At 71.8% G+C, this 26,228-nt stretch carries 23 protein-coding genes and 1 tRNA gene; 8 read left to right on the top strand and 16 right to left on the bottom strand.

The genetic code is table 11. The features are described from left to right. Nucleotides 1-203: 203 nt before the first annotated feature. On the top strand, nucleotides 204-1,241 hold the full coding sequence (locus DEJ48_RS04290) for a PAS domain S-box protein (protein WP_223831892.1): 1,038 nt from the start codon (nucleotides 204-206) through the stop codon (nucleotides 1,239-1,241). Nucleotides 1,242-1,253: 12 nt separating this feature from the next. Here the strand turns inward: DEJ48_RS04290 and DEJ48_RS04295 are convergent, their stop codons facing one another. The 3 genes from DEJ48_RS04295 to DEJ48_RS04305 all read right to left on the bottom strand — a co-directional run bounded on the left by DEJ48_RS04295 (nucleotide 1,254) and on the right by DEJ48_RS04305 (nucleotide 3,772). Next, nucleotides 1,254-1,769: a lytic polysaccharide monooxygenase auxiliary activity family 9 protein gene (locus DEJ48_RS04295; RefSeq protein WP_150214602.1), complete on the bottom strand. Its 516-nt coding sequence runs from the start codon at nucleotides 1,767-1,769 to the stop codon at nucleotides 1,254-1,256. A gap of 195 nt (nucleotides 1,770-1,964) precedes the next feature. Next, the gene (locus DEJ48_RS04300; RefSeq protein WP_411757522.1) at nucleotides 1,965-2,954 is read right to left on the bottom strand and encodes an endonuclease/exonuclease/phosphatase family protein; all 990 of its coding nucleotides are present in this window, start codon (nucleotides 2,952-2,954) and stop codon (nucleotides 1,965-1,967) included. 140 nt (nucleotides 2,955-3,094) lie between these two features. Next, the gene (locus DEJ48_RS04305) at nucleotides 3,095-3,772 is read right to left on the bottom strand and encodes a M15 family metallopeptidase (protein WP_190537197.1); all 678 of its coding nucleotides are present in this window, start codon (nucleotides 3,770-3,772) and stop codon (nucleotides 3,095-3,097) included. Between the two features lie 86 nt (nucleotides 3,773-3,858). Between DEJ48_RS04305 and DEJ48_RS04310 the strand changes: the two genes are divergently transcribed. After that, nucleotides 3,859-4,557 (top strand): response regulator transcription factor, encoded by a 699-nt coding sequence (locus tag DEJ48_RS04310; protein WP_150214605.1) that lies wholly within the window; start codon nucleotides 3,859-3,861, stop codon nucleotides 4,555-4,557. Between the two features lie 10 nt (nucleotides 4,558-4,567). Beyond that, on the top strand, nucleotides 4,568-5,635 hold the full coding sequence (locus DEJ48_RS04315; RefSeq protein ID WP_150214607.1) for a sensor histidine kinase: 1,068 nt from the start codon (nucleotides 4,568-4,570) through the stop codon (nucleotides 5,633-5,635). Between the two features lie 9 nt (nucleotides 5,636-5,644). Here the strand turns inward: DEJ48_RS04315 and DEJ48_RS04320 are convergent, their stop codons facing one another. The 3 genes from DEJ48_RS04320 to DEJ48_RS04330 all read right to left on the bottom strand — a co-directional run bounded on the left by DEJ48_RS04320 (nucleotide 5,645) and on the right by DEJ48_RS04330 (nucleotide 7,638). Continuing rightward, the gene (locus DEJ48_RS04320) at nucleotides 5,645-6,193 is read right to left on the bottom strand and encodes an EF-hand domain-containing protein (protein WP_150214609.1); all 549 of its coding nucleotides are present in this window, start codon (nucleotides 6,191-6,193) and stop codon (nucleotides 5,645-5,647) included. 82 nt (nucleotides 6,194-6,275) lie between these two features. Continuing rightward, nucleotides 6,276-7,373, bottom strand: a complete 1,098-nt coding sequence (locus DEJ48_RS04325) for an FAD-dependent oxidoreductase (RefSeq protein WP_317850900.1) — start codon at nucleotides 7,371-7,373, stop codon at nucleotides 6,276-6,278. Between the two features lie 191 nt (nucleotides 7,374-7,564). Continuing rightward, nucleotides 7,565-7,638 (bottom strand) — tRNA-Pro (locus tag DEJ48_RS04330). A gap of 111 nt (nucleotides 7,639-7,749) precedes the next feature. Between DEJ48_RS04330 and DEJ48_RS04335 the strand changes: the two genes are divergently transcribed. From DEJ48_RS04335 to DEJ48_RS04345, 3 genes are all read left to right on the top strand, one after another. Further along, on the top strand, nucleotides 7,750-8,268 hold the full coding sequence (locus DEJ48_RS04335) for a DUF309 domain-containing protein (protein WP_150214612.1): 519 nt from the start codon (nucleotides 7,750-7,752) through the stop codon (nucleotides 8,266-8,268). A gap of 132 nt (nucleotides 8,269-8,400) precedes the next feature. Then, on the top strand, nucleotides 8,401-10,494 hold the full coding sequence (locus DEJ48_RS04340) for an MDR family MFS transporter (protein WP_263399478.1): 2,094 nt from the start codon (nucleotides 8,401-8,403) through the stop codon (nucleotides 10,492-10,494). A 30-nt stretch (nucleotides 10,495-10,524) separates the two neighbouring features. Next, nucleotides 10,525-11,394: an alpha/beta fold hydrolase gene (locus DEJ48_RS04345; protein WP_150214614.1), complete on the top strand. Its 870-nt coding sequence runs from the start codon at nucleotides 10,525-10,527 to the stop codon at nucleotides 11,392-11,394. On the opposite strand, the gene DEJ48_RS04350 is transcribed toward DEJ48_RS04345, so the two are convergent. From DEJ48_RS04350 to DEJ48_RS04380, 7 genes are all read right to left on the bottom strand, one after another. Then, nucleotides 11,395-12,159: a sulfite exporter TauE/SafE family protein gene (locus DEJ48_RS04350; RefSeq protein WP_150214616.1), complete on the bottom strand. Its 765-nt coding sequence runs from the start codon at nucleotides 12,157-12,159 to the stop codon at nucleotides 11,395-11,397. It lies immediately after the preceding gene. A gap of 33 nt (nucleotides 12,160-12,192) precedes the next feature. After that, complete coding sequence (locus DEJ48_RS04355) at nucleotides 12,193-13,710, bottom strand: long-chain-fatty-acid--CoA ligase (RefSeq protein ID WP_150214618.1); 1,518 nt, start codon at nucleotides 13,708-13,710, stop codon at nucleotides 12,193-12,195. Between the two features lie 147 nt (nucleotides 13,711-13,857). Beyond that, on the bottom strand, nucleotides 13,858-15,045 hold the full coding sequence (locus DEJ48_RS04360; RefSeq protein WP_150220954.1) for a thiolase family protein: 1,188 nt from the start codon (nucleotides 15,043-15,045) through the stop codon (nucleotides 13,858-13,860). 163 nt (nucleotides 15,046-15,208) lie between these two features. Next, nucleotides 15,209-16,429, bottom strand: a complete 1,221-nt coding sequence (locus DEJ48_RS04365) for an NAD(P)/FAD-dependent oxidoreductase (protein ID WP_150214620.1) — start codon at nucleotides 16,427-16,429, stop codon at nucleotides 15,209-15,211. Continuing rightward, nucleotides 16,426-17,841, bottom strand: a complete 1,416-nt coding sequence (locus tag DEJ48_RS04370) for an FAD-dependent oxidoreductase (RefSeq protein ID WP_150214622.1) — start codon at nucleotides 17,839-17,841, stop codon at nucleotides 16,426-16,428. The genes DEJ48_RS04365 and DEJ48_RS04370 overlap by 4 nt, the downstream gene beginning before the upstream one ends. Further along, nucleotides 17,841-19,301 carry an FGGY family carbohydrate kinase gene (locus DEJ48_RS04375; RefSeq protein ID WP_223831893.1) on the bottom strand — a complete coding sequence of 487 codons (1,461 nt, stop codon included), beginning with the start codon at nucleotides 19,299-19,301 and terminating at the stop codon, nucleotides 17,841-17,843. The genes DEJ48_RS04370 and DEJ48_RS04375 overlap by 1 nt, the downstream gene beginning before the upstream one ends. A gap of 74 nt (nucleotides 19,302-19,375) precedes the next feature. Next, entirely contained in the window at nucleotides 19,376-19,846 is a 471-nt protein-coding gene (locus DEJ48_RS04380; protein ID WP_150214623.1) for a MarR family winged helix-turn-helix transcriptional regulator, read from the bottom strand. Nucleotides 19,847-19,924: 78 nt separating this feature from the next. Between DEJ48_RS04380 and DEJ48_RS04385 the strand changes: the two genes are divergently transcribed. Next, on the top strand, nucleotides 19,925-20,293 hold the full coding sequence (locus DEJ48_RS04385) for a VOC family protein (protein WP_150214625.1): 369 nt from the start codon (nucleotides 19,925-19,927) through the stop codon (nucleotides 20,291-20,293). On the opposite strand, the gene DEJ48_RS04390 is transcribed toward DEJ48_RS04385, so the two are convergent. Both DEJ48_RS04390 and DEJ48_RS04395 read right to left on the bottom strand, forming a co-directional pair. Then, complete coding sequence (locus tag DEJ48_RS04390; protein WP_150214627.1) at nucleotides 20,271-21,857, bottom strand: MFS transporter; 1,587 nt, start codon at nucleotides 21,855-21,857, stop codon at nucleotides 20,271-20,273. The genes DEJ48_RS04385 and DEJ48_RS04390 overlap by 23 nt on opposite strands. Beyond that, nucleotides 21,854-22,621 carry a GntR family transcriptional regulator gene (locus DEJ48_RS04395; protein ID WP_150214629.1) on the bottom strand — a complete coding sequence of 256 codons (768 nt, stop codon included), beginning with the start codon at nucleotides 22,619-22,621 and terminating at the stop codon, nucleotides 21,854-21,856. The genes DEJ48_RS04390 and DEJ48_RS04395 overlap by 4 nt, the downstream gene beginning before the upstream one ends. A 573-nt stretch (nucleotides 22,622-23,194) precedes the next feature. Here DEJ48_RS04395 and DEJ48_RS04400 point away from each other — a divergent pair. Further along, nucleotides 23,195-24,526, top strand: a complete 1,332-nt coding sequence (locus tag DEJ48_RS04400; RefSeq protein ID WP_223832428.1) for an amidohydrolase family protein — start codon at nucleotides 23,195-23,197, stop codon at nucleotides 24,524-24,526. 68 nt (nucleotides 24,527-24,594) lie between these two features. Here DEJ48_RS04400 and DEJ48_RS04405 read toward each other — a convergent pair whose 3' ends face one another. Continuing rightward, nucleotides 24,595-26,076 carry an FG-GAP and VCBS repeat-containing protein gene (locus tag DEJ48_RS04405; protein WP_223831894.1) on the bottom strand — a complete coding sequence of 494 codons (1,482 nt, stop codon included), beginning with the start codon at nucleotides 26,074-26,076 and terminating at the stop codon, nucleotides 24,595-24,597. Between the last annotated feature and the right edge of the window lie 152 nt (nucleotides 26,077-26,228).

Raw genomic sequence — 26,228 nt, forward strand, 5'->3', positions numbered from 1 at the left:
ATGGCGGGGCGTGTTCACCCGCTCACTCAAGGGGACCAAACCCGGGATGTCCGCAACGACCCAGCGGGCTCCGGGGACTCAGGCAAATGCCTGAGTCCCCGCCGAAGCACTTCGGCCGAGAAACGGGCATGTGCGAGCCGAGAGCGGGATAGCCAGTGCCGTGTGACTGAGCGTCAGCCAGTCGTATACGGACGGAGACCGCTGTGGACGATTCCACGTTCAAGGAACTGAGCAGGACCGGGACCCCCGGCAGATACGCGGCCTTCGCAGACCTCGTGGACCTCGCCCCCGCCGCCGCGTTCATACGGGACAGCGACGGCCGCTACCTGTGGGCCAACCACGCCTACGCGCACCTCTACGGCACGGTCCCGGAGCAGGTGATCGGCAAGTACATCGAGGACCTCGACGAGCCCGCGGACGCCGAGCAGTTCCGCGCCCTCGACCAGGAGATCCTCGGCCGCGGCACACCGGTGCGGCACACCCTCGGCTACCGGCGCCCGGACGGCAGCGCGGGCCGGGCGGTGGGCCACCGCTTTCCCGTCCGGGAGAACGCGCGGACCTGCGTCGCCGGGATCTACGTGGACGTCACGGACCATCTGCGCGCCACCGTCCAGTGGCAGGAGGCCGAGGAGAACCTGCAGGCCCTGCGCGACCACAGCGGCCTGCCCTGCGCGTTGCTCTCCGCGAACGGGCGGGTGCTGGAGGCGAGCGCGGCCGCGGCGGAACTGTTCCAGGTCAGCCCGCACGACCTGGTGGGCCGCCGCGCGCACACGCTCCTGGCACCCGAACCCGACCTCGACCGCCTGCACCGCCGCTGGAACGGCCTGATATCCCGCCGCACGAGACGGGTGGAGACGTCCGCGGTACTCGTGGACGCGCACGGCCTGCAGCGCCGTGCACAGCTCCACCTCACATCGATCGGCCACTCGGCGGCGCGGGCGCGGCACGTGTGGGCCGTGGTCACGCATCAGAGCCTCGCCCACGAGGCGCACCCGGCGCTGACCGCCGCGCAGGTCCGCATCCTCTCTCTCCTCGCGGAGGGCAGCAGCAACGGCGACATCGCCACGTCACTGCACCTGTCACGCCAGACGGTCGACTACCACTTGAGTCGGCTGCGACACCTCCTGGGCGCGGCGACCCGCCCGGCCCTGGTCGCCCGCGCCTACGTCCTCGGCATCCTGGCCCCCCGCGCGTGGCCGCCGCGCTCGGCGACGGCGGCGCATCCGCTCAGCACGGTCTGAACCAGGCGCTCCTCAGCGAATGTTGACGTCGATGCACGCGTAGAAGGCGTTGGACGTGTCCCCGATGTTCCACACCGCGAGGACCTTGTGCCTGCCGGTGAAGTTCCCGAGGTTCACCTGGTGCGAGACGGTCGCCGGGGGCTGCTGGTTGTGGCCGTCGACCGTCGCGACCTTCGTGCCGTCGACGAAGTACTCGTAGTTCGCGGTGCGGTGCCGCGCGGTGAACGTCCACGTGAAGGTCTGCGTCCTGCTGACGTCGCTGACCTTCCACCCCTTGCCGTCGTTGTCCAGCTCGGCGAACCGCGCGTTGCCGCCACTGCAACTCCGCAGCCCCTTGGGGCCCTCGACGCTCTGCGGCTCGTACTTGATGTCGCCGCAGGCCACGGTTCGCGCGGCGCACTGCGCCTGTCGGCTCGCCGGCGCGTTCACGTATCCGTGCGCGCTGGCCGAGCCGGTCGGCAACGTCAGCGCGAGAACGGGCGCCATCCCGGCGCCTATCGCCGCGGCGATCTTCCGCTTCTTGTCCATGCGTACTCCTTCACGAGCAGTGCTTCATGGGGGTGTGCGACGTGAAGTGCTGGGTGGGGCGAGGGGGTGTGGACGGCGTGGGGCGAGTCGGTCAGGGGGTCACCGCTGCCGATTAGTCCAGACCATAGACTTCGGCGGGACACGGTCAAGGTTGGATTCCGGCCACAGCGTCAAGGGGCGTGGGACCGGGGCACATCACCAGCTGATCGCCGCCCCCACCGGCAGATGGTCGCTGCCCGTCTCCGGCAGGAGCCACGCGCTCTTCGCCTCGACCCCGCGGACCAGGATCTGGTCGATCCGTGCCACGGGGAAAGCCGCCGGCCAGCTGAAGCCGAATCCGCTGCCCGCCTCGTCGTGGGCCGAGTGCAGTTGTGACGTGATGCCGTCGAAGGAGCGGTCGTCCACGGTGCCGTTCAGGTCGCCGAGCAGGACCACCCGTCCGCTCCGCTCGGCGGCGAGCGCCTTGGTGAGTGCCCCGGCGTTTCTGTTCCGGGTGGCCGTGCCGAAGCCTCCCTCCGACGTCACCCGCACGGAACCAAGGTGGGCCACGTACACGGCGAGGGGGCCCTTGTCCGTAGCCACCGTGGTGCGCAGCGCCCTGTTGCCGGCCAGTTTGGCCACCTGCGGCTTGCTGTCGCCGAGAGGGCCGACATCCTGCTCGGTGTCGACCGGCCGGGTGCCGGACAGCGGCAGCTTGCTCCACAGGCCGACCGTGCCCTGCACGGTGTGGTGCGGATACGCCTTCGCCAGCTCCTTCTCGTACGTCTCCCTGGCCTCCTCGCTGATCTCCTCGAGCGCCAGCACGTCCGCACCGGAGTCGGCCAGGGCGCGGGCGGTGCCGACCGGGTCCGTGTTCTCCGCGGCGACATTGTGACTGACCAGGGTGACGTCACCACCCGACTGGGACCTGTCGCCGAGCAGCCCGCCGAAGAGGCTCAGCCACGCCGTGACCGGCAGGAGCAGCGCGATGGTCGCGGAGGCGGAGCGGCGGCACAGCGCGATGACGAGCAGCACGGGAACGCCCAGGCCGAACCACGGCAGGAACGTCTCCAGCAGGCTGCCGACGCCGCCTCGGTCGGTGATCCGCTCGTGCAGCAGCATGAGCAGGCCGAGCGCGAGCGCGAGTGCCGCGGTCACCAGGCCGCGCTTCCACGGTCCCGCGCGGCGTAGGGAACGTATCGGCAGTACGGCAGGTCCACGCGGGACGCGGCGTCCACGCATGGGCCGGCCGTCGCCGCTGCGCGCACTCTCCGTCGTGTCCACCCGTGTGTCCACTCGCGTGTCCACCTGCGGCGTCGTCATCGTCCGTCCTCGTTCGTCGTCGCTCACTGCTGTCGCATCCTCGGGTCCTGCGTGGGGTCGGCGTACATCCGCGGGCAGCCGCGGTCCGCCGCGTCCGTACGCAGCTCGTAGTGCCAGGGTTCGTTGCGGTAGATCTGACACAGCCCGTACTCGGCGCCGTGCCCGGACAGCCACGTGGTCGCGTCCGATCCCCCGATGTCGACCGCGTCCCCCGCCACGTGCGGGGACGTGTCCGCGGTGGCCACCCAGCGGGCGGCCTCGCTTTCGGACCCGTATTTCGCGACCGCTTCGCGGAGAAGCTGATTCTGGTATTCCGTGGAACGCCATCCGCTGTTGACGCGGAATTCGACGCCACTGTCCGTGGCGGCGGCGACGGCCGCCTCGCGGAGCGCCGCGCGCAGGTCCGAATCGAGTTTGGCCACGGCCGGAATCGAGTCGTCGAAAACGGTCACGTCATCCGGTACGACGCCGTCCGGCTCCCCCGCCGGTTCGGTGCGCTCGCCTTCCGGCGCCTCCGAGGACGTGGTGAAGGACGACCGTGACGACTGGGAGGACTGGGACGACGTCAGCGGCGCCTGTCGGATGAGGGCTGCCGCGGCGATGACCGCGATGACGCCGGCCATCAGGCCGACGACGATCAGCCCTCGAACCCCGCGGCGCGTTGTTCGTGCCGTCCGTGCGGACGCTGGAATTCGAGTCATGCCGCCAGTGAAAGCAATACGCTGTTGCCGACACGTATGCGGTTTTCGATACGTCGACGATATGCGTCGACTCGTACGCTGAACACATGCGTGTCCTGATCGTCGAAGACGAGCCCTATCTGGCGGAGGCAATCCGCGACGGCCTGCGCCTGGAAGCGATCGCGGCCGACATCGCGGGCGACGGCGACACCGCTCTGGAACTCCTCGACTGCAACGCCTACGACATCGCGGTCCTGGACCGGGACATCCCCGGCCCGTCCGGCGACGAGATCGCCCGGCGCATCGTCGCCTCCGGCAGCGGCATGCCGATCCTCATGCTCACCGCGGCCGACCGTCTCGACGACAAGGCCTCCGGGTTCGAGCTCGGAGCCGACGACTACCTCACGAAACCCTTCGAGCTCAGGGAACTCGCGCTCCGGCTCAGGGCCCTCGACCGCAGGCGCGCCCACAGCAGGCCTCCCGTGCGCGAGATCGCCGGTCTGCGCCTCGACCCGTTCCGCAGGGAGGTGTACAGGGACGACCGCTTCGTGGCCCTGACCAGGAAGCAGTTCGCCGTACTCGACGTGCTCGTCGCCGCGGAAGGCGGTGTCGTCAGCGCCGAGGAGCTGCTCGAACGCGCGTGGGACGAGAACGCGGACCCGTTCACCAACGCCGTACGCATCACCGTCTCGGCCCTGCGCAAGCGGCTCGGCGAACCGTGGGTCATCGCCACCGTGCCGGGCGTCGGCTACCGCATCGACACGGCACCGAACGGCCCTGGGAGCGAGGGAGACGGCCGTGCATAGAGAGCCCGGAATGAGCGTCCGCCTCAAACTCACCCTCAGCTACACCGGGTTCCTGATGCTGGCGAGCGGGCTGATGCTGGTGGCCGGATGGTTCTTCCTGACGCGAGTGGAACACGTCGGGCTCCGCTTCGACCCCGGCTACGAGATCCCCGTCGCGCGCGAGTTCGCTCCGGTCGCGGCTGTCACGATGCTGTTCATGCTGGTGTTCGGCCTCGGAGGAGGCTGGGTCCTGGCCGGCCGCATGCTCGCCCCGCTGAACCACATCACCCACGCCACCCGCACGGCGGCGAACGGATCGCTCTCCCACCGGATCCGCCTGCCGGGCCGCGAGGACGAGTTCCGCGAACTCGCCGACGCCTTCGACACGATGCTCGAACGGCTCGAAGCGCACGTCGCCGAACAGCAGCGGTTCGCCGCCAACGCCTCGCACGAACTCCGCACGCCCCTGGCGATCTCGAAGTCGCTGCTGGACGTGGCCCGCACGGACCCGGACCACGACACCGCCGAACTCGTCGACCGTCTGCACACCGTCAACACCCGGGCCATCGACCTCACCGAGGCGCTGCTCCTCCTCAGCCGCGCCCAGCGACGGACCTTCACGCGGGAACACGTCGATCTGTCCCTCATGGCGGAAGAGGCCGCCGAAACGCTGCTTCCCCTCGCGGAGAGGCGCGGCGTCACCCTCGAGACCGGCGGCAACATCGCCCCCGCCATCGGCTCCCCGGCGCTCCTGCTCCAACTGACGACGAACCTCGTCCAGAACGCGATCGTCCACAACCTGCCGGCGGGGGGCAGCGTCCGGATCCGTACGAGCGTCCGCCCTCACACGGTGGTCCTGACGGTGGAGAACACCGGCGACCACCTACCGCCCGAGCAGATCGCGACCCTGACGGAACCCTTCCAGCGCGGCACACAACGTACCCACTCCCATCACGCGGGCGTCGGCCTGGGCCTGGCCATCGCCGACACGATCACCCGTGCACACGACGGAACGCTGACGCTCACCCCACGCCCGACCGGCGGCCTCCACGTCGTGGTGGAACTCCCCGCGGCGCCTCCCGCCCCCGGCGCCCCGTAGCCGCCGCTCTCAGTGAAGCCGACCGAAAAGGTGATTGGCCGGCGCGTCGGGATTCTCCCCGTAGAAGAACTCGGACGCGGCCCGGTGATACTCGTCCCGCGACAGCGTCCCGGATCCGTCCAGGTCGAGTGCGTTGAACACCTCGGCGCACTCGTCGTCGCCGGCCCGTCCCGTGCTGCCGAAGATGTGCGTGAACTCGGTGAGGCTGATCGCGCCGTCGCCGTCGCTGTCGGCCAGGTCGAAGAAGTGGTCGGCGACCGGAGCGAGTTCTTCGGGGTAGTGGGCGCGGTCGACGAACATGGCGGCGAAGGCCTGTGTCATCTCCGCCGACGTCACCCTGTCGTCCTTGTCGGTGTCGACGGGAGCGATGACGGTCTCCCAGAACCGACGCATGGTCTCGTACATCTGCTGTGCCTGAGGCGAGTCGGGGCCGATGCCCCTGGCCCGGACGTAGCGCTCGCTCATCAGGACGACGTCCTGCCGCGTGATCGCACCGTCGCCGTCGACGTCCGCGGCGCGGAACCACCGCTCGTACTTCCGTTTCCGCAGCTCATTCATAGGCGCAAGGTAAATCCGCGAGAGGGCCCCGGCCAGACCCATTCCCGGTCACCCCGGCCCCGCCCGCGCAGCCGCCGAAGTGTCACACGCCACGCACCCTGCACCGCCGAAGCTCGGGCACCGCCCGACCGGTCACGAGCTCGTCCGCGACGAGACGTCCGACGGTGGGGGCGAAAGTCACGCCGGAGTGCATGACCGCGACGTAGACGGACCGATCGCGTGTCGCGTACCCGATGAGCGGCCCGCACGCGGGGATGGGCCGGCGAACGGCCCGGTACCCCAGCAGTCCACACTCACCACTGCCACTGCCACTGCCACTGCCACTAAAGGCGTCCCGCAGCCGCCGCAGAGCTCCGTACGCGGCCTGTTCACTCGCACCCACGCGCCCTCCTTCATGGGACAGCGGCAACAGCAGCTCCCCCTCTCTCACCTCGCGCACCTCGAAGTCCGGGCGTACGACGATGGTTCGGACCAGACCGGGCGGCGCCGAGACCCGCACGAGGGTGGCCGGCGAGGCGGCGACCGGCAGGTCCACGGGAAGCGAGGCACACAGCCGGGCAACGTCGGTCCCGGCCGCCAGCACGACGCTTTCGGCGGCGTGAAACCCGGCCGAGGTCAGCACACCATCGACGCGTCCACCGGACATCCGCAACGAGGTGACGCCGGTCCCGTACAACACGTTGGCCTCACGAGCACGGGCGGCGTCAACGAGCGCGCGGGTCATCGCGGGCGCGTCGACACCGAGGTCGTCGGGGAGGTGGACGGCCTGGTCGGGCGGATCCCTGAGGTTGGGTTCAAGGTCGGCGATCTCATCCCGGCCCACCCGAACCTGTCCGGCCCCCACCCGCACCTCCAGATCCACGGGCCCGCCACCCCAGTTCAAGGACCCGCTCCGACGAACGACACCGGCAAGCCCGGGCAACTCGTCCCCCAGCCGCCGATAGTCCGCCAGCACGTACTCCCGCAGATCCCGCGCCCCACCGGGCGAGCCACTCCCCACCCCGCTGACCCACCCAAAGGACTCCCCGGTCACCCCACCGGCGGGCCCGGCCCCTCGCTCGACCAAGGTGACCGGCACACCCCGCCCGGCCAAGTGATAGGCCACGGAGGCACCGACGATTCCCGCTCCGACCACAACGATGTCCGACATACGGTCCTCTCGCCGAGTCTCCGTGCCCATGGCCTCGCCGACGGGCTCCCTGCTCCGGGGGGGGGAGTTCTACGCTCCACTCATGGAAGGGCCCAACGCAACCACGTTTGTGATCGCTGCCCTGAGCCCCCCGAACCTGTGGTTGGTCAGACGTCACCAGTGGGGGCTGAACACGAAGAAGGGGCCATCCGAAGATGACCCCTACCTGCGACTCTCACGAGTCGGGACGACAGGATTTGAACCTGCGACCCCTTGACCCCCAGTCAAGTGCGCTACCAAGCTGCGCCACGTCCCGGTGTGTTTCTCGCGGTGTGTGTTCCGCGTGATCACAGGTAGAACTCTACCCCACGCCGAAGGGTGCTCCGTCCTGCGGTGACTGCCGTCAGGGACGCGCGACAATCGGCGTATGAGCTCTGCACCTGGACCGCACGACAGTGGCCGTGAGCGCGATCGCGACGAGGAGGGGCGGGCCCGTAATCAGAGGCCCCGCGACGGGCTCGGACGGCCGTTGCCCTATGGGGTCGAGGGGGTGCCGAGGCAGCCGGAGGGGGTCGTGCGTGCGCCCGGGGAGTCCGTGGCCGAGGCGCAGGCCCTGTTGGACGCCGGGCGGCCCTTTCACGCGCACGAGGTGTTCGAGGACGCGTGGAAGTCGGGGCCCGAGGGCGAGCGCGGCCTCTGGCAGGGGCTGGCGCAGCTTGCCGTCGGCCTGACGCACTCGGCCCGCGGCAACACCAAGGGCGGGGCGCGGCTGCTGTTGCGCGGGGCCGGGGCCATCGGCGATTGGAGTTCGCGGTGCGGGGAGGAGAAGCCGTACGGGATCGGTGTCGCCGCGTTGGTGTCGTGGGCCGAGGCGTTGGCGGAGGAGCTGGAGCGTGAGGGCGTGCCTGTGGACGCGGCGGCCCGCGCGCCTCGGCTGCGGGGATAGGGACGAGGCGGGGGCGGAGAGGGGGCGGGGGGAGCGCCGGGTGGGTGGCGTCACCGGACCGGACTCGTCCCGCATGCACAGCCCCCTCCCCGGTGTGAGGCTGACCGTGTGACCACCAGCGATCAGTCGGCCGTGTCCGCGTCCGCCCCCGGTTCCGGGTCCTCGGAGGGCCTCGCCGAAGCCCAGGCTCCGCCCGTTCTCGACCGGCGGCGGCGCAACGTCGTCTTCGTGACGATCATGCTGGGGATGCTGCTCGCCGCCCTCGACCAGACCATCGTCGGCACCGCGCTGCCGACCATCGTGTCGGATCTGGGCGGGGCGGAGCACATGTCGTGGGTGGTCACGTCGTATCTCCTGGCGGAGACCGTCGCCACGGTGCTCGTCGGCAAGTTCGGTGACCTGTTCGGGCGAAAGGTCGTCTTTCAGGTTTCGGCGGTCATCTTCATCACCGGGTCCTTTCTGTGCGGTCTGTCGACCAACATGACGCTGCTCATCGCCTGGCGCGCGATGCAGGGCATCGGCGCGGGCGGGCTGATGGTGACGTCCATGGCGCTGATCGCCGACGTCATTCCGTTGCGCGAGCGCGGCAAGTATCAAGGTGCCATCGGGGCGGTGTTCGGTGTGTCCACCGTCATCGGGCCGTTGCTGGGTGGGCTGTTCACCGATCATCTGAGCTGGCGTTGGGCCTTCTACGTCAATGTGCCCATCGCGATCGTCGTCGTGCTCGCGGCCGCCCGGACCATTCCCGTCGTCAAGTCGGCCGTGCGGCCCGTCATCGACTATCTCGGCATCGCGCTCGTCGCCGTCGGCGCGAGCGCGCTGATCCTCGCGACGAGTTGGGGCGGCAACCAGTACGCGTGGGGGTCACCGACCATCATCGGGCTCTTCGTCGGCGGTCTCGTCGCGCTCGCGCTGTTCTGCGTCGTGGAGACGCGGGCCGCCGAACCGATGCTGCCGATGCGGCTGTTCGGCAACCCGGTCTTCACCGTCTGCTCGATCCTCAGCTTCATCGTGGGTTTCGCGATGCTCGGCGCCATGACGTTCCTGCCGACATATCTGCAGTACGTCGACGGGGACTCCGCCACCATCTCGGGCGTGCGGACGCTGCCCATGGTGATCGGGCTGCTCATCGCCTCCATCTTCAGTGGCAATGTCGTCAGCAAGACCGGCATCTATCGGATCTTTCCCATCGTCGGGGCGCTCGTGATGGCGCTCGGGCTGTATCTGCTGTCGCTGATGGGGAGCGCCACCAGTACGTGGCTGGAGTCGCTGTACATGTTCGTGCTCGGCACCGGCATCGGGCTGTGCATGCAGGTCCTGACGATCGCCGTGCAGAACACCGTCGCGTACGCGGATCTGGGCACGGCGACGTCCGGCGTCACGTTCTTCCGTACGCTGGGCAGCTCGTTCGGCACCGCGGTGTTCGGCACGATCTACGCCAACACGCTGACGCCGAACCTGAAGGACGGGGTCGCCGCGGCATCGCGGGCGAGCGGCGGCGATCCGGTCGCCATCGGCAAGGCCGCGCAGAGCCCGGAGGGGTTGCACGAGCTGCCTGCTGCGGCCGCCGCGCCCGTCGTGAAGGCGTACGCGGACAGTCTGCACACCGTCTTCCTGTGGACGGTCCCGGTCGCGCTCCTCGGGTTCCTGGTCGCGCTGTTCCTCAAGCAGGTCGAGCTGCGCGACAGCGCGCGCATGGGCGCCCCCGACATGGGCGAGGGCTTCGCGCAGCCGTCCAGCGGGGACCCCGGGCACGTACTGGAGCGGAGCGTCGCCGCCATCATCCGCGACGTCGGCACGACCACCGCGCGCGGGATCATCAGGGACTCCGACACGCGGCTCGACATCGCGGGCGCCTGGGCAGTCATGCAGGTGTCGCTGTTCACGCGGATGGTCGGGCACGCGAGTCTGGGGCTGATCGCCGCCCGGCGCAGGATCCCGCCGGAGGTTCTGGTGCCCGTCTTCGACCGCATGGTCGAGGAGGGGTATCTGACGCGTACGGGTACGTACTTCTCGCACACGCCCGCCGGGGAGCGCGAGGCGGAGGTGATCTCCAGGGCGTGGGCGTCCTGGCTGGGCGAGGAGATCCGGAAGGACATCGGCCGGCCCGCGGACAAGGAGCTCGCCGCGGCGGTCGACGTGATCGCCAAGCGGCTGCTCGCGGAAGACCTGGAGCAGGGGCTCTCACCGGAGACGGCGGGCGCCACGGTCGTCGGTCGCCGATGAGTTTTCCGGGCGGGGGCGGTCTGCACGGGTATGGAGACGTACACACTTGAGACCGTTGGCGCCGACCTCGTATATGACGTTCGGGGGCCGTTGCCGAGCAGCGACGGCCGTCAGCCGTTGTTCATGATCGGGCAGCCCATGGACGCCACCGGCTTCCGCGTGCTCGCCTCGCGCTTCCCCGAGCGGACCGTGGTCACCTATGACCCGCGAGGGCTGGGGCGCAGCACCCGTAAGGACGGGCGCGTCGACCACACGCCGCTGGTCCAGGCCGACGACGTGCACGCCGTCATCGAGGCGCTCGGGGCCGGGCCGGTCGAGATGTTCGCCAGCAGCGGCGGAGCGATCACCGCGCTCGCGGTCGTGGCGCGGTATCCGGCGGACGTGACCACTCTGGTCGCGCACGAGCCGCCGCTCATCACCCTCACGCCGGACGGTCCGGCGGCCGTGCGGGCGCGGGCCGGGGTCCTCGACGCGTACGAGAAGCGGGGGTGGGGGGCCGGGATGGCCACGTTCGTGGCCATGACCTCGTGGGAGGGCGAGTTCACCGACGCGTACTTCACGCGGCCGGAGGCCGATCCCGCCGCGTTCGGGATGCCCACGGAGGACGACGGCTCCCGTGACGATCCGCTGCTGTCCGATCGGTCGTGGGCGGTCAGCGGCTACCGGCCCGACGTCGACGCGATCGGCGCCGCGCCGACCCGCGTCGTCATCGCCGTGGGCGAGGAGTCCGAGAACGTGCTGACCGGTCGTACGTCCGTCGCGGCCGCCGAACTGCTCGGGCAGCGGGTGACCGTGTTCCCGAGCCATCACGGCGGGTTCCTCGACGGAGAGTTCGGATATCCGGGGAAGCCGGACGAGTTCGCGGATCGGCTGCGGCAGGTTCTCGACGGCGCCTCGTAGTCAGCGCAGGAGCAGTTGGAGGCCGCCGAGCACGGTCGCGCCGATCACCAGCTGCTCGAAGAGCCGTTGGTTGATGCGGTTCACCGTGTACTTGCCGAGGATCGCGCCCGGCACCACGAAGAGCACGAGGGCCGCGTCGAGGAGCAGCGAGCGGGTGTCGATCAGGCCGAGGCTGACGCTGAAGGGCACTTTCGTCGTGTTGACGATGAGGAAGAACCACGCGGACGTGCCCAGGAAGCCCAGCTTGCGGAAGCCCGCCGAGAGCAGGTACATCGACATCACCGGGCCGCCCGCGTTGGCGACCATCGTGGTGAAGCCGCCGAGGACGCCGTAGGCGGGTGCTTTGACGCGGCGCCCCCACGTTCCGTCCTCGCGCTCCTCCGGATCCGGGCGGGACCGCGATCCGCGGCGCGCGATCGTGACGCCCGCCATGAGCAGGAGGATCGCTCCGATCGACGTACGCATCACCGCGTCGTCGGCCCACAGGAGGAAGACCGTGCCGGCGACCACTCCCCCGGCGACGGCGGGGAACAGCCGCCAGAGGGTGGGCCAGTGGGCGTGCCTGCGATAGGTGAGCACGGCGAGGACGTCGCCCGCGATCAGGATGGGGAGCAGGACCCCGGTGGAGGCGCGGGCGGGCAGCACGGCGGCGAACACCGCGAGGCTGATGGTGTTCGCCCCGCTGACGGCGGTCTTCGAGAAGCCGACGAGCAGGGCCGCCACGGCCAGCGCGGCGAACCCCGCCGCCGAGAGGTCCCATCCCATATGAGCATTCCTACGTGCCTGGAGGCGGCGTTCCTACGCGCTGTAGTGGGCCCGCAGTTCCCGCTTGAGCACCTTCATGCTCGGGCCGAGCGGGAGTGCGTCGGTGAACTCCACCAGACGCGGGTACTTGTGGCGGCCCAGGTGCTCCTTGGACCACTCGATGATCGCCGCCGCCAGCTCGGGCGTGGCGTCGCCCGCCGCGACGACGACCGCGCAGATCTCCTCGCCGTGGACCGCGTCGGGCAGGCCGATCACGGCGGCCTGCCCGACGGCCGGGTGGCGCATGAGGACCTCTTCGACCTCGCGCGGGTAGACGTTGAAGCCGCCGCGGATGATGACGTCCTTCTTGCGGTCGACGATGGCGAGGAAGCCGTCGGCGTCCTTGGTGCCGAGGTCGCCGCTGCGGAACCAGCCGTCGACCAGAGCCTCGGCGGTCGCCTCGGGGCGGCCGAGGTAGCCGGAGAAGACGTTGTGGCCGCGGATGACGACCTCTCCGAGCTCACCGGCGGGCAGCAGCTCGACGCGGTCGTCGACGTCGGCACGGGCGATCTCGACGTCGACGCCCCACAGCGGGTGGCCGATGGTGCCGGGCCTCGTGCCGAAGTCGGGCTGGTTGACGGACGCGGTCGGCGAGGTCTCGGAGAGCCCGTACCCCTCGTACACGGGCGTGCCGAAGGCCTTCTCGAAGCGTTCGAGGACGGCGACGGGGAGCGAGGCGCCGCCCGAGATGCAGATCCGCAGCCGGGGCAGCCGCTCCGCGGCCTCGGCGGCGGCCACCAGGCCCACGTACATCGTGGGGACGCCGTGGAAGGTGTTGACGTTCTCCGCGACCATCAGCTCGATGGCCCGCGCGGCGTCGAAGCGCGGCAGCAGGACGAGGGTGGCGCCCGCCCGCCAGGTCGAGTTCATGGAGACGGTCTGTCCGAAGGCGTGGAAGAGGGGGAGCGCGCCGAGTGCTGTGTCGTCGGGGCGGATGTCGTTGGCGTCGAAGGCGTTGACGGTCGCGTTCATCACGAGGTTGAAGTGGGTGAGCACGGCGCCCTTGGGGACGCCCGTGGTGCCGCTGGTGTAGAAGACGACGGCGGGGTCGTCGGCGTCGCGCGTGGCGTAGGTGGTGAGGGGCTCGGTGGCGCCGGCCAGGGCCTCCAGCTCGCCGTCGCCGCCGAGCCGCACCATGCGCACGTCGGTCGCTTCGGCGGCCGCCGCGCCGGTCGCCGCCTGTGCGGGGTGGCAGAGGAGCAGGGTCGCGCCACTGTCCCGGAGGACGTGCTCGACCTCTTCGGCGGAGAGCAGCAGGTGTACGGGGACGACGACGCCGCCCGCCGCGAGGATGGCGTAGTACGCCCTGGGGAACTCGGCGGTGTTGGGCGCCATGAGGGCCACGCGGTCCCCGGGCCGCACGCCGAGCTTCGCGAGGGCGGCGCCCTGGGCGCGGGCCTCCTGCCACAACTCCTTGAAGGTGAGGCGCAGTTCTCCCTCGACGAGTGCGGTGCGGTCCGGGTGGCGGCGGGCGGGTTCGGCGAGGATCGCGGCGAGGGAGAGCGTGGCCATGAGGGTGGAGGCTCCGTTTCCGAGGGACGTGCGGCTTGCGGTCGTGGGGCTGACATGGTTGGCGCGTCCGGCCTCTACCGGGGCGGAGCGGCACGCACCCGCTCGCCCGGTCCCGGTCGCAGCCTACTGAGAAGGCCGCGAACCCGGTCAGTCGCGCTCGACCAGGAGCGCGCTGCCCTGCCCGACACCGACGCACATGGTGGCGAGCCCGCGCGTGGCGCCCGTGCGGCGCATCCGGTGCAGCAGGGTGGTGAGGATGCGGGCGCCGGAGCAGCCGAGCGGGTGGCCCAGGGCGATGGCTCCGCCGGACGGGTTGACGAGCTCCGGGTCGATGCCGAGGGCGTCGACGCAGGCGAGCGCCTGGGCGGCGAACGCCTCGTTGAACTCGGCCTCCTGGAGGTCGTCGATGTTCCAGCCGACGCGGGCGAGCACCTTCCGCGTGGCGGGCACGGGTCCGATACCCATGACGTCCGGGTGGACGCCCGCCGACGCCCCGGCCGCGTACCGCCCGAGGGATTCGAGGCCGAGTTCGTTCAGGGCCTCCTCGCTGACGAGCAGGAGTCCGGCCGCGCCGTCGTTCATCGGCGACGCGTTCCCCGCGGTGACGGTGCCGTCCTTGCGGAAGACGGGGCGCAGGCCGCTGAGCTTCTCGTACGAGGTGTCCTCGCGGACGCATTCGTCGGTGTCGACGACGGTGCCGTCGGGCCGCGTGACGGGGAGGAGTTCGTCGTCGAAGTGGCCGTTCTTGCGGGCGGCGGCCGCGTGCTGGTGGCTGCGGAGCGCGAAGGCGTCCTGGCGTTCGCGCGAGACGCCGTACCGCCCGGCGACCTCCTCGGCGGTCTCGCCCATCGCGAGGACGCCGTGCAGGTCCTGCATCCTCGGGTTCGTGAGGCGCCAGCCGAGGCGAGTGTCGGCGGTCTCCATGCGGTGCGGCAGCGCCTCGTCGGGGCGGGGCAGCACGAAGGGGGCGCGGCTCATCGACTCCGAGCCGCCCGCGAGGACGATGTCCGCCTCGCCCGCGGCGACGGTGCGCGCGGCGGTCGTGACGGCTTCGAGGCCGGAGGCGCAGAGCCGGTTGACGGTGGCGCCGGGCACGGATTCGGGGAGCCCCGCGAGGAGGGCGGCCATCCTCGCGACGTTGCGGTTGTCCTCCCCCGCCTGGTTGGCGGCGCCCCAGTAGATGTCGTCGATCCTGGCGGGGTCGAGCTGGGGGATGTCGGCGAGGAGTCCCTTGACGACGGCCGCCGCGAGGTCGTCGGGGCGTACGGAGGAGAGGGCGCCGCGGAGTTTCCCGATGGGGGTGCGGCGGGCGGCGGCGAAGTGGACGGTGCGCACGATACGGCTCCGGATCGTTCTGCGGGTCACGCTGCTTCGGTGGTGCGGGTCTCGCTGCGTAGCGCAGCGCGCAGGGGTACGTAAATTAGCGCTGCTAGTTTTGGAGTCTATGCGGGAGGCGGGGCGCAAGGGAAGGGGGCTCGCGCTCACGCCGGGCCGCGGGTCAGCCGAGCGCGATCCGCACCGCGCCACCCCTGACGTCCACCCGCCCCGTCCAGTCCCCCGCGACCCGGAAGGGCCGGTTCGGGACGGCCGGGCGGCGCGCACGCGTGCGGTGCAGGGTCCTGCCGTCCTGCGTGATCACCAGCGTGGGACGCGCGAGGAACTCGGTCGTGCGGAGGGTGAACGCGCCGGTCGGGTCGTCCGGCGTGAGCCGGTTCGGGGCGATCCAGGCGAGCGGGGCCGCGACCCGCAGCCGTACCGCCGCCGAGGGCCAGTCGCCGTCGGAGAGGTAGCGCCGCACGGCCTCCGCCGCCAGCGTTCCCTCGCGCGCCACCGCGCGTGCCGGTTCGGCGGCGTGCAGCACGTTGCCCACCGCGAAGACGCCGCGCCCGTCCGTCCGGAAGGCGCCGTCGACCGCGGGGCCGCGCGTTCCGGGGTCCAGCAACAGGCCCGCGCGCCGCGCCAGTTCGTGGTCGGGGACGAAGTCGCCGGTGAAGACGACGGTGTCGCAGGCGACGTGCGCCGTCCTGCCGTCCCGGTGCCGGAGCCCGACCCCGGAGAGCCTGCCGCGGCCGACGAGCTCCACCACGGTGGCGTCGGTGAGCAGGGGCACTTTGTGCCGCAGCCGTGCGTCGAGGGCGCGGGCCGGCCGTGCCTGGTGGCGCGGGTGCTCGGTGACGAGCGCGGCGACGGCGACCCCGGCCCTGCGCAGGGTGTCCAGGGCGGTGAAGCTCACCGGTTCCGCGCCGACCACGACGGCGCGCGTCCCGATCCGCTGCCGGTGCAGGTCGGCGGCCTGCTGGAGCTCGCCCGTGGTGTACACCCCGGCGGGCCGGGTGCCGGGGACCAGGCGAGCGGCGCGGGGCCGCTCGCGGGCGCCGGTGGCGAGGACGACCGCGCGGGCGGTGATGCGCTCCAGGCCTCGGGGACTCGTGGTGTCGACGGTGAGGGGCGCCGCCCACGCCGTCACGCTGACGCCGGTGCGCAGGACGGCGCCGGTGCCCACGGCCGCCGCCACGCAGCGCTCCGCGTACTGCGGCCCCGTCATGCCGAGGCGTCCGAAACCGCCGTGCAGGCAGTGCCGCGGTATGCCGCCCGCCTGGCGCTCCCGGTCCACCACCTCGACCTCGCCGACGCCCGACGCGGCGAGCCCGGCCGCCGTGGCGAGGCCCGCGGGCCCCGCGCCGACGACCAGGACGTCGACGATGCGCTCGCGCCTCATCCGGTACCCATTTCCGCACCCCGTTCGTAGAGTTCCCGCACCTCGGCACCGCAGTAGAAGCCCTGGCAGCGTCCGCCCCGCGCCCGTGTGCGGCGCCGCAGGCCGTCCGGTGATCCCGGCGGGACCGCGGCCGCGAGGGCGTCGCGGATCTCGCCGCGCGTCACACGCTCGCAGTGGCAGACGATCTCGCCGTACGCCGGGTCGGCCGCGATGAGGTCGGCGCGCTGGTAGGGGCGTGGGAAGGCCTCGCCGATGTTGGGCATGCGGACCGGCTCCGGATCGTGGGGTTCGGGGAGGTCGAGGCCCGTGCCGGCGAGGAGTTCCGTGACGTGGGCGGCGATGGCCAGGGAAGCGGTGAGGCCGGTGGAGCGGATGCCGCCGACGGTGACGTAGCGCTGTTCCTTGTGGGCGCTGATGCGGTAGTCGTCCTGGTCGGTGGCCGCGCGCAGTCCCGCGTAGACCGCGGTGATCTCCTCGTCGTGCAGCTCCGGGAGGATCCGGTGGCCCTTCTCGCGGAGCGCGGCGATGCCCTCGGCCGTCGTTCCGGTGGCCGTCTTGTCGTCCAGCTCCTCGGCGGTGGGCCCGAGGAGAACGTTTCCGTATACGGTCGGCGCCACGAGGACGCCCTTGCCGAGTGCCGTGGGGACGGGCAGCAGGATGTGCCGCACGAGGTCGCGGGCGAGCTTGTCGTAGACGATGAGCTGGCCCCGGCGCGGGGTGACGGTGAAGGCGTCGTGGCCGAGCAGCCGGTCGACGGTGTCGGCGTGCAGACCGGCGGCGTTGACGAGGTACCGGGTGCGCAGCGGGCCGCGGCTCGTCGAAAGCAGGTGCGACTCCCCCGCCTGACTCACTGCCTCCACACGGCAGTTGAGGAGGAGGTCCACGCCCGAGCGGACGGCCTGGGTGGCGTACGCGAGGGTCGTGGTCCACGGGCAGATGACGCTTTCGCCCGGGACGTCGAGCGCGCCGAGGGCGCCGGGGCCGAGATGCGGCTCGCGCGCCCGGACCTCGGCGGGTCCGAGGAGGCGGGCCGCCGGGTAGCCGTTGCGTTCCGCCTTCTCCAACAGGCCTGGTAGTGCCGCCAGTTGTTCACCGTCCCAGGCGACCAGCAGCGCGCCGACCGGCTCGACGGGAATCCCGGACTCGGCGGCGTACGCGGTGAGCAGCCGCTGCCCCTCACGGACCAGACGGGACTCCAGGGACCCGGGCACCGCGTCGAAGCCGGTGTGCAGGATCGCCGTGTTCGCCTTCGACGTGCCCTCACCGACGTCGTCGGCGGCCTCGACGAGGGCGACGCGCAGCCCGACGTGGCGGGCCAGCTCGCGCGCGACGGCCGTGCCGACGACTCCGGCGCCGATGACGGTCACGTCGTATGCCACGTCCGGCGGCACGCCGCGCCTGGTCACCGCCATCAGGGCGTACGTTCCATGAGTGCCGACACCGCCGAGCGGAACCCGGCGAGGCGTTCGGCGGCGAGGCCCGCGTCGATGCGGGGTTCGTAGACGGCGGCGGGCCGCCACTCCGGTACGGCGTCGGCGACCGAGAGGGCGGGGTCGATGCCGATGCGGGCGACGGCGGCGGCCCCGAGCGCGGTGACGTCGGTCAACTCCGACACCTCGACGGGTATTTGCAGCAGATCCGCCTGGGTCTGCATGAGCAGGGACGACCGTGTCAGACCGCCGTCGACGCGGAGACTCGTCAACGGCTCCCCCGTGTCCGCGGCCACGGCGTCGGCGAGCGCGGCGACCTGTGCGGCGATTCCTTCGCACAGGGCACGCACGAGATGGCCCGCTGTGGTGTCGAGGCCGAGGCCGCTCATCGATCCGCGCAGGTCACCGCGCCACCAGGGCGCCGCGAGGCCGGCGAGCGCGGGCACGAAGGTGACGCCGCCCGCGTCGGGGACGGCCGATCCGACGGGGTCGATGTCCTCGGCGCCGGCGATCACCCCGAGGTCGGCGAGCCAGCGGACGGCGGACGCGGCGGTGTACACCTGGCCGTCGAGGCAGTAGCTGCTCCGTCCCGCGAGGCGCCAGGCGACGCAGCTGACCAGTCCGGAGTCGCCGCGGCGCGGGCGCGAGCCGGTGTGCGCGAGCAGGAACGCCCCTGTCCCGTACGTGCACTTGGCGGTGCCGGGCGCGGTCACGTCCTGGGCGAGCAGGGCGGCCTGCTGGTCGACGAGGAGGCCGGTGAGGGGGATCTCGGGGCCGAAGGCGGTGGTCGTGCCGAACTCGCCCGCCGCGTCGACGACGCGGGGCAGCCGCTCGTCGCCGAGTCCGTAGAGTTCGAGGGCCCGCGGGGACCACTCGACGGTGTCGAGGTCGAGGAGCTGGGTGCGGCCGGCCGTCGCGGCGTCGGTGACGTACGCGCCGGTGAGCCGGTGGACGAGCCAGACGTCGCTGGTCGTCACGGTGCCGCGCCGGGTGCGGTGGCGACGCAGCCACGCCATTTTGGGGGCGGCGAAGTAAGGGTCGAGGGGCAGCCCGGTGAGTTCCCTCAACTCGTCCTTGTGATCGCTGAGTTCATCACAGACCGACGCGGCCCTGCGGTCCTGCCACACGAGGGCGTCGGTCAGGGGCTCGCCGGTCACCGGGTCCCAGACGAGGACCGTCTCACCCTGGTTCGCGAGGCCGACGGCGGCGACCGGTTCGCCCGCGTCCGCGAGTGCCGCTCGTCCCGCCGCGACGACGGACGACAACAGCTCGGCGGGGTCGACCTCGACGAGCCCTCCGGGGAGGAACCTGGGCCGCACCGGCGCGGCACCCGTCCCGATCACTCCACGCTCCGGGCAGACCACGAGGGCCTTGCTCCCGGAGGTGCCCTGGTCCACGGCGAGCACGGTCCTTCGCGCCGGATCCTGCTCATGAGTGATCACCGCGGCAGCGTGCTACAGCGGCCAGGAGGGCGTCAAGGGAGGGAAATGACAAGGGAGCGTCAGACCCGGACGAGCTATGCGCCGCTGTCGTCGTCGCCGTCCCTGTCGCGCAGCGAACGCACCATGCTCTTCAGGCTCCGGAACGCGGCCTCATGCTCGGCCCCTGTCATGCCCGCCAGCATGCTGACCTCGACGGACCGGACCGCCGCGGTCGCCTTCTCCAGGCTGCGTCGGCCGCTCGGCGTGAGGCTCGTGGGCAGCGCCTTCCCGACGGGCGCCGCCGCGGGCCGGCTCACGTATCCGTCCCGCTCCAGAGCCTGGAGCAGCACGTTCATCGTCTGCCGGGTCACGAAGGCACCGCGCGCCAGCTCGGAGTTCGACAGGCCAGGGCGTTGGGCCAGCAGCTCCAGGCAGGAGTAGTGCGTCACGCTCATGCCGAGCGGCCGCAGCACTTCCTCCATGGCCGCGCGCAGCGCGCTCGACGCCTCTTTCAGCAGGTAGCCCAGTGACCTGTCCAGGTCGATGCCGGCATCACTTTGACTCATGTCAGGATTCTGACATACCTTCTACATGTCAGTTAGCTGACACGCAGCACTCTGACACGAAGGAGAAGGAGCACCCTCATGCCCGTCACCGGCCCCGACTTCATCTCGCTCCAGGCGCGCGACCTCGTCGCTTCGCAGGCGTTCTACGAGCAGTACCTCGGCCTCGTCCGCTCGCAGGCCGGACCCCCGCACGCCGTCGTCTTCGAGACGAAGCCGATCGCGTTCGCACTCCGCGACATCGCCCCCGGCACCGACCTCTCGTCCGGCGACCGGCCCGGCATCGGTGCCGCGATCTGGCTCCACGCCACCGACGTCCAGGCCATCCACGACGCCCTCGTCGCCGACGGCCACACCATCGTGTCCGACCCGATCGACGGCCCCTTCGGCCGTACGTTCACCTTCGCCGACCCCGACGGCTACCACGTCACTCTCCACGACCGCGTCTGACCGGGTACCACACGACGACCAGCGCGCCGACCGTCACCACCAGCACGGCCAGCACCCGCATCGCGGTGTCGAGGGCGGTGGTGAAGTCGGCGACGACTGCGTGCCGCAGGCCCGGCGAGGTCAACTCCTTTGCGGACAGGGCCTGTTCCGCGGCAGGAACGGTCGTCGGCGCGTCGGGGCCCCGCAGCGGGGCCGGGAGGCCCGCGGTGAACATCTGGGTGACCACGCTGCCGCCGACCGCCACACCCAGCGCGCTGCCCAGCTCCCGCGCCAGGCTCTGCAGCCCCGAGCCGACTCCCGCCCGGTGCGCGGGCAGCGCGGACATGATGCCGTGCGACAGCAGCGGCGTCGCGAGGCCGCAGCCGGCCGCGGTGAGGGTCGCCCCCAGTGCGTACAGGGGGTACGGAGTGCTCGGACCGACCAGCGACACCGTGCCAAGACCCGCCGCAAGCACCGCGAGCCCCGACGCGAGCGTCGGCCGCGGACCGACGCGCCGCTCCAGTACCACCGCGCAGCGCGGCCCGACCAGCAGCGCCCCCGCCATCGGCAGCAGCCGCACCCCCGCCCCCAGCGGCGAGTAGCCCTTGGCGTACTGCAGGTACTGCCCGTTGACGTAGAACAGGCCGAACATCCCCAGGAACACCAGGGCCATGCCGACCGCGCCCGCCCGCACCACCGGCACGGCGAACAGCCTGGGGTCCAGCATCGGATGCTCGCGCCGCAGCTCCCGTACCGCCCAGACCGCCAGCAGCACCACCGCCGCCGCGAACCCGGCCAGCACCCGCGCGCTGCCCCACCCTGCCTCCGGGCCGGAGACGATGCCCGACAGAAGGGCGAGGAACCCGGCCGTCAGGAGGCCCGCCGACACCACCGACAGCGGACGGTCGTACCGCGGAGGCGCCGGGGAGAACACCAGCACCAGGACCAGCGCCGTCACGGACAGCGGCACCACGCACCAGAACAGCGCGCGCCACGAACCGAGTTGGAGCGCCGCGCCGCCGCCGACGTTGCCCAATACGGCGGCCAGGCCCGTCATGGACGCCCACACCGCCACCAGCCGCGGCCGACGGTGGACCGGCGCGCCACCCACCATGAGGGCGAGCGTCGTCGGCAGCACCGCGGCGGCGCCCACGCCGCTCACCACCCGGCCTGCGATCACCGTGCCGACGCCGGGCGCCACCGCGCACAGTACGCAGCCCGCGGTGAACAGGCCCATGCCCACCGACAGCACCCTTTTGCGGCCCAGCCGGTCGGCGAGCGCGCCGCCCGGGACGAGCAGACAGGCGAAGAAGACCACGTAGCCGTCGACGACCCACATCACGGACTCCGCCGACGGGTGCAGTGTGCTGCGCGACAGTGCGGGGATCGCCAGATTCACGGCGGAGACCATGCCGACGACCAAGGTGACGCACAGGCACATCACCGCGACGGTCGGCAGGCCGGGTCCGTGGGGCTCGGGCTCCGGGGGGTCGGAGGTCGGGGTGCTGCCGTGCGGGAGCGGCTCGCCGTCGCCGTGAGCGGGCGTCCTGCCGTCCGTGGGTGAAGGCCCGGGCTCGGGGCTCATCGCGTGCCGCCTCCCGCGCGCACCAGTTCGGCCCGGAAGGCCAGCCGGTCGCCGCGGATGCGCAGGAACTCCAGGTCCACCGGCCGCCCGTCCGGCATCCTCGTCAGGCGTTCGACGGTGAACAGCGCCGAACCTGCCGGGATGTCCAGCAGGGCGCACGTGTGCGGGTCGCCGCGCACCGCGTGCATGGTGACGCTCGCGGAGCCGAGCCGGCCGCCGATGGACTGCTCGATGAGGCCGAACAGGTCGCGTCCCGCCAGATCGGCGGTGAGCAGGGGCTCCCCGATGTCGGCGGCCAGGTAGGTCAGATCGAGGGAGAGCGGTACGCCGTCCAGCAGCCGCAGCCGTTCGATGTGGACCACCCGCCCGCCGTCCGGCACACCCAGCTTGCGCGCCACTTCGCTGGGCGGGCGCACGAGATCCGCCACCCGCACCTGGTTGACCACCTCGCCGTGCGTGCCCAGCGTCTCCGCGAGGCCGGTCAGCCCTTCCAGGGTGTGCTCGTAGGGCCGCCGCACGATCACCGTGCCGACGCCCTGGCGCCGCTCGACCACGCCCTCGCCGCGCAGCACGCCCAGCGCCTCGCGCACGGTGTTGCGCGAGACCGCGAAGTCGGCGATCAGCGTCCGCTCGTCCGGCAGCGTGCCCGAAGCGAAGGCACCGGAGGCGATCTGACGGCGCAGCACTTCGGCGACCTGCCGGGCCCGGTCCGCCCGGGTCCGCTGCCGGTTCTGCGGTGCCCGCTCGGTGGGCGAGGCGTTCATGGGACCTCCGCTGCACGTGTACGCCATGGCGCGGTCGACCGGACAGGCTCTCTCGTCCGGCCCCCGTCGAAACTAGGGCGCAAACATTTCCGGGACGTTACGCCACCTGCCCTGACCTGCGACGACGGTCGTGGCCTGCGGCGGAGCAAGCAGCCCGGACCCGTTCCGCCACCTCCGGCGCCGCCCCGAACCTCTCCTTCCCTTTCCGTTTGCCGAAACCCTTGTTCCGTCTGACGGACTCGCCTAAGGTCAGCCGCCCCGGCCCGGCCGCCCCGTGCGGCCGGGCTTTCCCTGTGCGAAACGCCAAAGGAGCGTGCGGTGGAGAACGAGTACGCGGACGAGGGCCGCGGCATCGGCGACGGCGTCGGCAGTGACGGCGACGGCGACGGTGAGTCACGCGGCGTAGGACGACGCAGCTTCGTCGTCGGGGCCGGGCTGGCCGGCACCGGCGGCCTCCTCGGCACCGCCGGAGCTGCACCCGCGGCCGCCACCGAACACGACGCACACGACCGCGGTCGGTCGGGCCGCGACGGACACGACACCTTCGGCCCCGAGGACTTCCGCGCCCGCCGACTGCTGCTCGTACCCGACGTCGTCCTGCTCCCCGAAGGGCCCGTCAAGGACCGCGCGGTGCTCGTCCAGGGCGGCACCTTCCGGGCCGTCGGGCCGGTCCGCAAGCTCACCCAGGCACACCGGAACGCCAAGGTAGTGCGCCTCAAGGGTCACTTGCTCATGCCGGGCTTCGTGGACTCCCACCACCACCTGACGCAGAGCTTCGGCAAGGCCCAGGCGTTCGGGCAGCCGTCGGAGATCTTCAAGACCGTCTGGGAGCCCCTCGAACACGCCCTCGACGAGGAGACCGCACACCTCTCCGCGAAGCTCGCCGCACTGGAGGCGCTGCGCGGCGGGTTCACCACCGCCGCCGACGCGGGCACCCGCGCGCCCGTCGACGTGGGCGTCATCGCCAAGGCCGCCGAGGAGGCCGGGCTGCGCTGCGTGCTGTCGAAGGTCGTCTCCAACGGCAAGGGCGGCGAAGAGCACCTGGCGCGGTTCCAGAGCTCCCGGCTGATCCATCCCTCACTCGCGATACCCGTCCCCGAGGACGCCACCGCGGACGTGCTGAAGAAGACCGCCGACCTGTGCGCGGACGCCGACGCCGTCTTCCAGGTCCACGTCAACGAGCACCTGGCCTCCGTCGAACGCTCCCTCAAGAGCGTGGGCCGGCGCCCGTTGTCGTACCTGCACCACATCGGCGCCCTCAACGCGCACACCCTCGGCTCCCACGCCACCCTGCTCACACCCGACGAGATGCGCATGCTCGCCGACACCGGCGCCGCGGTCAGCTACAACCCGGTGGCCAGCGCCTGGAAGGGCAACGCCGTCGCGCACGCCCTGATGTGGCACACCATGGGCATCCGCTTCGGCACCGGTACCGACGGCACGCGCGGCAACGGCTTCCGCCTCGTCGACGCCGCCGAGAGCGCCCAACGGCTGTCCTACGGCCTGATGACCGGCGACTCCTCGTGCGGCGCGGGCCGCGTGTGGCTCACCCACGCCACCTCGCTGAGCGCCGACGCCGTCGGACTCGGCGAGGTGACGGGCGAGATCGCCGTCGGCAAGGCGGCCGACTTCCTGCTCGTCGACCTCCAAGTGCCCGAGCTCACGCCGTCGTACGACCTGTCGTGGGAGCTGGTCAGGATGGCCGACCGCGACCAGATCAGCGCGGTCTTCGTGGACGGCAGGCTGCGCCTGTGGCACGGCTGGCCCACCGACTGGGACGGGCGTGCGCTGGTCCGCGAGGCCGCCGAGACGGGGCCCGAGGTCGTGCGGCGCGCCCGGATCCAGCGGGTGGACCCGGACCCGGACCGCACCGCCCGCCGCGCGCCGGGGCGGACGCGCTCCTGAACGAGCGCGGCGGCCGGGGGTGTCCGCAACGGTCCCGGCCGCCACGGCGGCCGGAACCAGGGTCCCCCTTAGGGGATCACCGTTCCGGTGCCGTTGTCCCCGCTCAGGTTCAGGCCGAACAGCGCCTTCGGCGCCGGCGCCCCGATGTCCGTCGGGTTCTGCGCGGACGACTGCGCGGCCGTCAGGCCCCCGGCGGCGCCGCGCAGCAGCCACACCGCGCCGCCGTTCTTGACGGCACCCAGGTCCTCGCCCGGCGCGCCCGCGATCAGATCCGCCCTGCCGTCACGGGTCACGTCGAGCAGCCGCACCGACCCGCCGAAGACGTCGCCGGACTCCGCGACCCCGGGAACGTCGGCCGTGTCCTGGTGGAACGCCTGCGCACCCTTGCCGGTGAGCCCGTCCTTGCCGCCCTTGAGCAGCACCACGGCCCCGGCCTTCGCCTTGGAGCCGATCGCCTCGCCGGGGACGCCGACGGCGAGGTCGGGGTATCCGTCGGCGTTCGCGTCGCCCGTGCCGAGGCGGCCGCCGAACTGGTCGCCCTTCTCGCTCGCCCCGGGCACACCGGCGGTGTCCTGCGTGATCGTCTGCGTACGGGTCTGGCTGGGACCGGACGACGAGCCGTAGTAGATCTTGACGGTGCCGGGGTCCTCCTCGGTGCCCTCGGTGTCGCCGTTCGGGAAGATCCGGGTGGCGAGGTCGGCCTTGCCGTCCTGGTCGAAGTCGGCGACGGCGGTGCCTGCCGCCGAGCCGAGGCGCTGCGGGACGGTGGACAGGCCCGTCTTGGTGCCGAGCCACAGCTTGCCGCCCTCGGCGTGGTTCTCGTAGACGTAGAACGTCGCCAGGTCCTCGATGCCGTCGCCGTTGAAGTCGCCCACGGCCGTCGAGTTGATGAAGTTGTCCGTGCTGTACACCTTCACCTGCTGCTCGCGCGCGGGGGCGCCGTCACGCCGGAAGGGGCCGTAGAGCACGTCGTGGTAGTCGCGGTCCTCGCTGTTGCCCATGAACAGGTCGGCGTGCCCGTCGCCGTCGAGGTCGCCCGCGGTGAGGTCCTCGCCGACCTGGGAGTTCGCCGGTGCGGGAAGGCGCACGGCGTCCTGGCCCGAGATGCCGGTCCTTTGGCCCCACAGGACGGTCACGGACCCGCCGACGTTGTTCTCGGGCCGGTACTCGCGGCTCACCACGGCCAGATCGGTCAGACCGTCGCCGTCCAGGTCGCGGGAGACCATCGCGTAGCCGAAGCCCTGGTTGTCGCCGGGGGTGCCGGGGACGCCGGGGGTGTCCTGGTCGATGACCGTGGTGCGCGCGGGGTCGAAGCCGCGCGCGGAGCCGTACCTGATGGTGATGTAGCCCGCCCAGGTGTGGCCGCCGACGGTCGCGCCGGGCGCGGCCACGGCGACGTCCTGGTAGCCGTCGCCGTCGAAGTCCTCTCGTACGGTGTTCCCTCGCACGGTGTTCTCTCGCACGGCGGCGTCCTTCGCGGACGCGGTCGTCGCGGACGCGGTGCCCGCGAGGACCGGCACGCCGAGCGAACCGATCAGGGCCGCGGCCACGGCGGTCGAAGTGGCGGTAGATATGGCGGGTCGGCGGATGCCCACGGTTCCTCCTAGAGCGCGCACGCGGTCGGAAAGGTCGAGAACACGTGCGCACGGACGTGACTCACCTCGGAGACACGCGGAAACAACCGATGGTTGTGCGCGACACA

The sequence above is a fragment of the Streptomyces venezuelae genome (genome assembly GCF_008642315.1).
Classification (GTDB): Bacteria; Actinomycetota; Actinomycetes; order Streptomycetales; family Streptomycetaceae; genus Streptomyces; species Streptomyces venezuelae_D.

Excerpts from the sequence above, each read along its gene's own strand:
- DEJ48_RS04295 (WP_150214602.1), bottom strand. The coding sequence starts at position 1,769 with ATGGACAAGAAGCGGAAGATCGCCGCGGCGATAGGCGCCGGGATGGCG.
- DEJ48_RS04305 (WP_190537197.1), bottom strand. The coding sequence starts at position 3,772 with ATGACTCGAATTCCAGCGTCCGCACGGACGGCACGAACAACGCGCCGC.
- DEJ48_RS04310 (WP_150214605.1), top strand. The coding sequence starts at position 3,859 with ATGCGTGTCCTGATCGTCGAAGACGAGCCCTATCTGGCGGAGGCAATC.
- DEJ48_RS04315 (WP_150214607.1), top strand. The coding sequence starts at position 4,568 with ATGAGCGTCCGCCTCAAACTCACCCTCAGCTACACCGGGTTCCTGATG.
- DEJ48_RS04320 (WP_150214609.1), bottom strand. The coding sequence starts at position 6,193 with ATGAATGAGCTGCGGAAACGGAAGTACGAGCGGTGGTTCCGCGCCGCG.
- DEJ48_RS04325 (WP_317850900.1), bottom strand. The coding sequence starts at position 7,373 with ATGGGCACGGAGACTCGGCGAGAGGACCGTATGTCGGACATCGTTGTG.
- DEJ48_RS04335 (WP_150214612.1), top strand. The coding sequence starts at position 7,750 with ATGAGCTCTGCACCTGGACCGCACGACAGTGGCCGTGAGCGCGATCGC.
- DEJ48_RS04345 (WP_150214614.1), top strand. The coding sequence starts at position 10,525 with ATGGAGACGTACACACTTGAGACCGTTGGCGCCGACCTCGTATATGAC.
- DEJ48_RS04350 (WP_150214616.1), bottom strand. The coding sequence starts at position 12,159 with ATGGGATGGGACCTCTCGGCGGCGGGGTTCGCCGCGCTGGCCGTGGCG.
- DEJ48_RS04355 (WP_150214618.1), bottom strand. The coding sequence starts at position 13,710 with ATGGCCACGCTCTCCCTCGCCGCGATCCTCGCCGAACCCGCCCGCCGC.
- DEJ48_RS04365 (WP_150214620.1), bottom strand. The coding sequence starts at position 16,429 with ATGAGGCGCGAGCGCATCGTCGACGTCCTGGTCGTCGGCGCGGGGCCC.
- DEJ48_RS04370 (WP_150214622.1), bottom strand. The coding sequence starts at position 17,841 with ATGGCGGTGACCAGGCGCGGCGTGCCGCCGGACGTGGCATACGACGTG.
- DEJ48_RS04380 (WP_150214623.1), bottom strand. The coding sequence starts at position 19,846 with ATGAGTCAAAGTGATGCCGGCATCGACCTGGACAGGTCACTGGGCTAC.
- DEJ48_RS04385 (WP_150214625.1), top strand. The coding sequence starts at position 19,925 with ATGCCCGTCACCGGCCCCGACTTCATCTCGCTCCAGGCGCGCGACCTC.
- DEJ48_RS04390 (WP_150214627.1), bottom strand. The coding sequence starts at position 21,857 with ATGAGCCCCGAGCCCGGGCCTTCACCCACGGACGGCAGGACGCCCGCT.
- DEJ48_RS04395 (WP_150214629.1), bottom strand. The coding sequence starts at position 22,621 with ATGAACGCCTCGCCCACCGAGCGGGCACCGCAGAACCGGCAGCGGACC.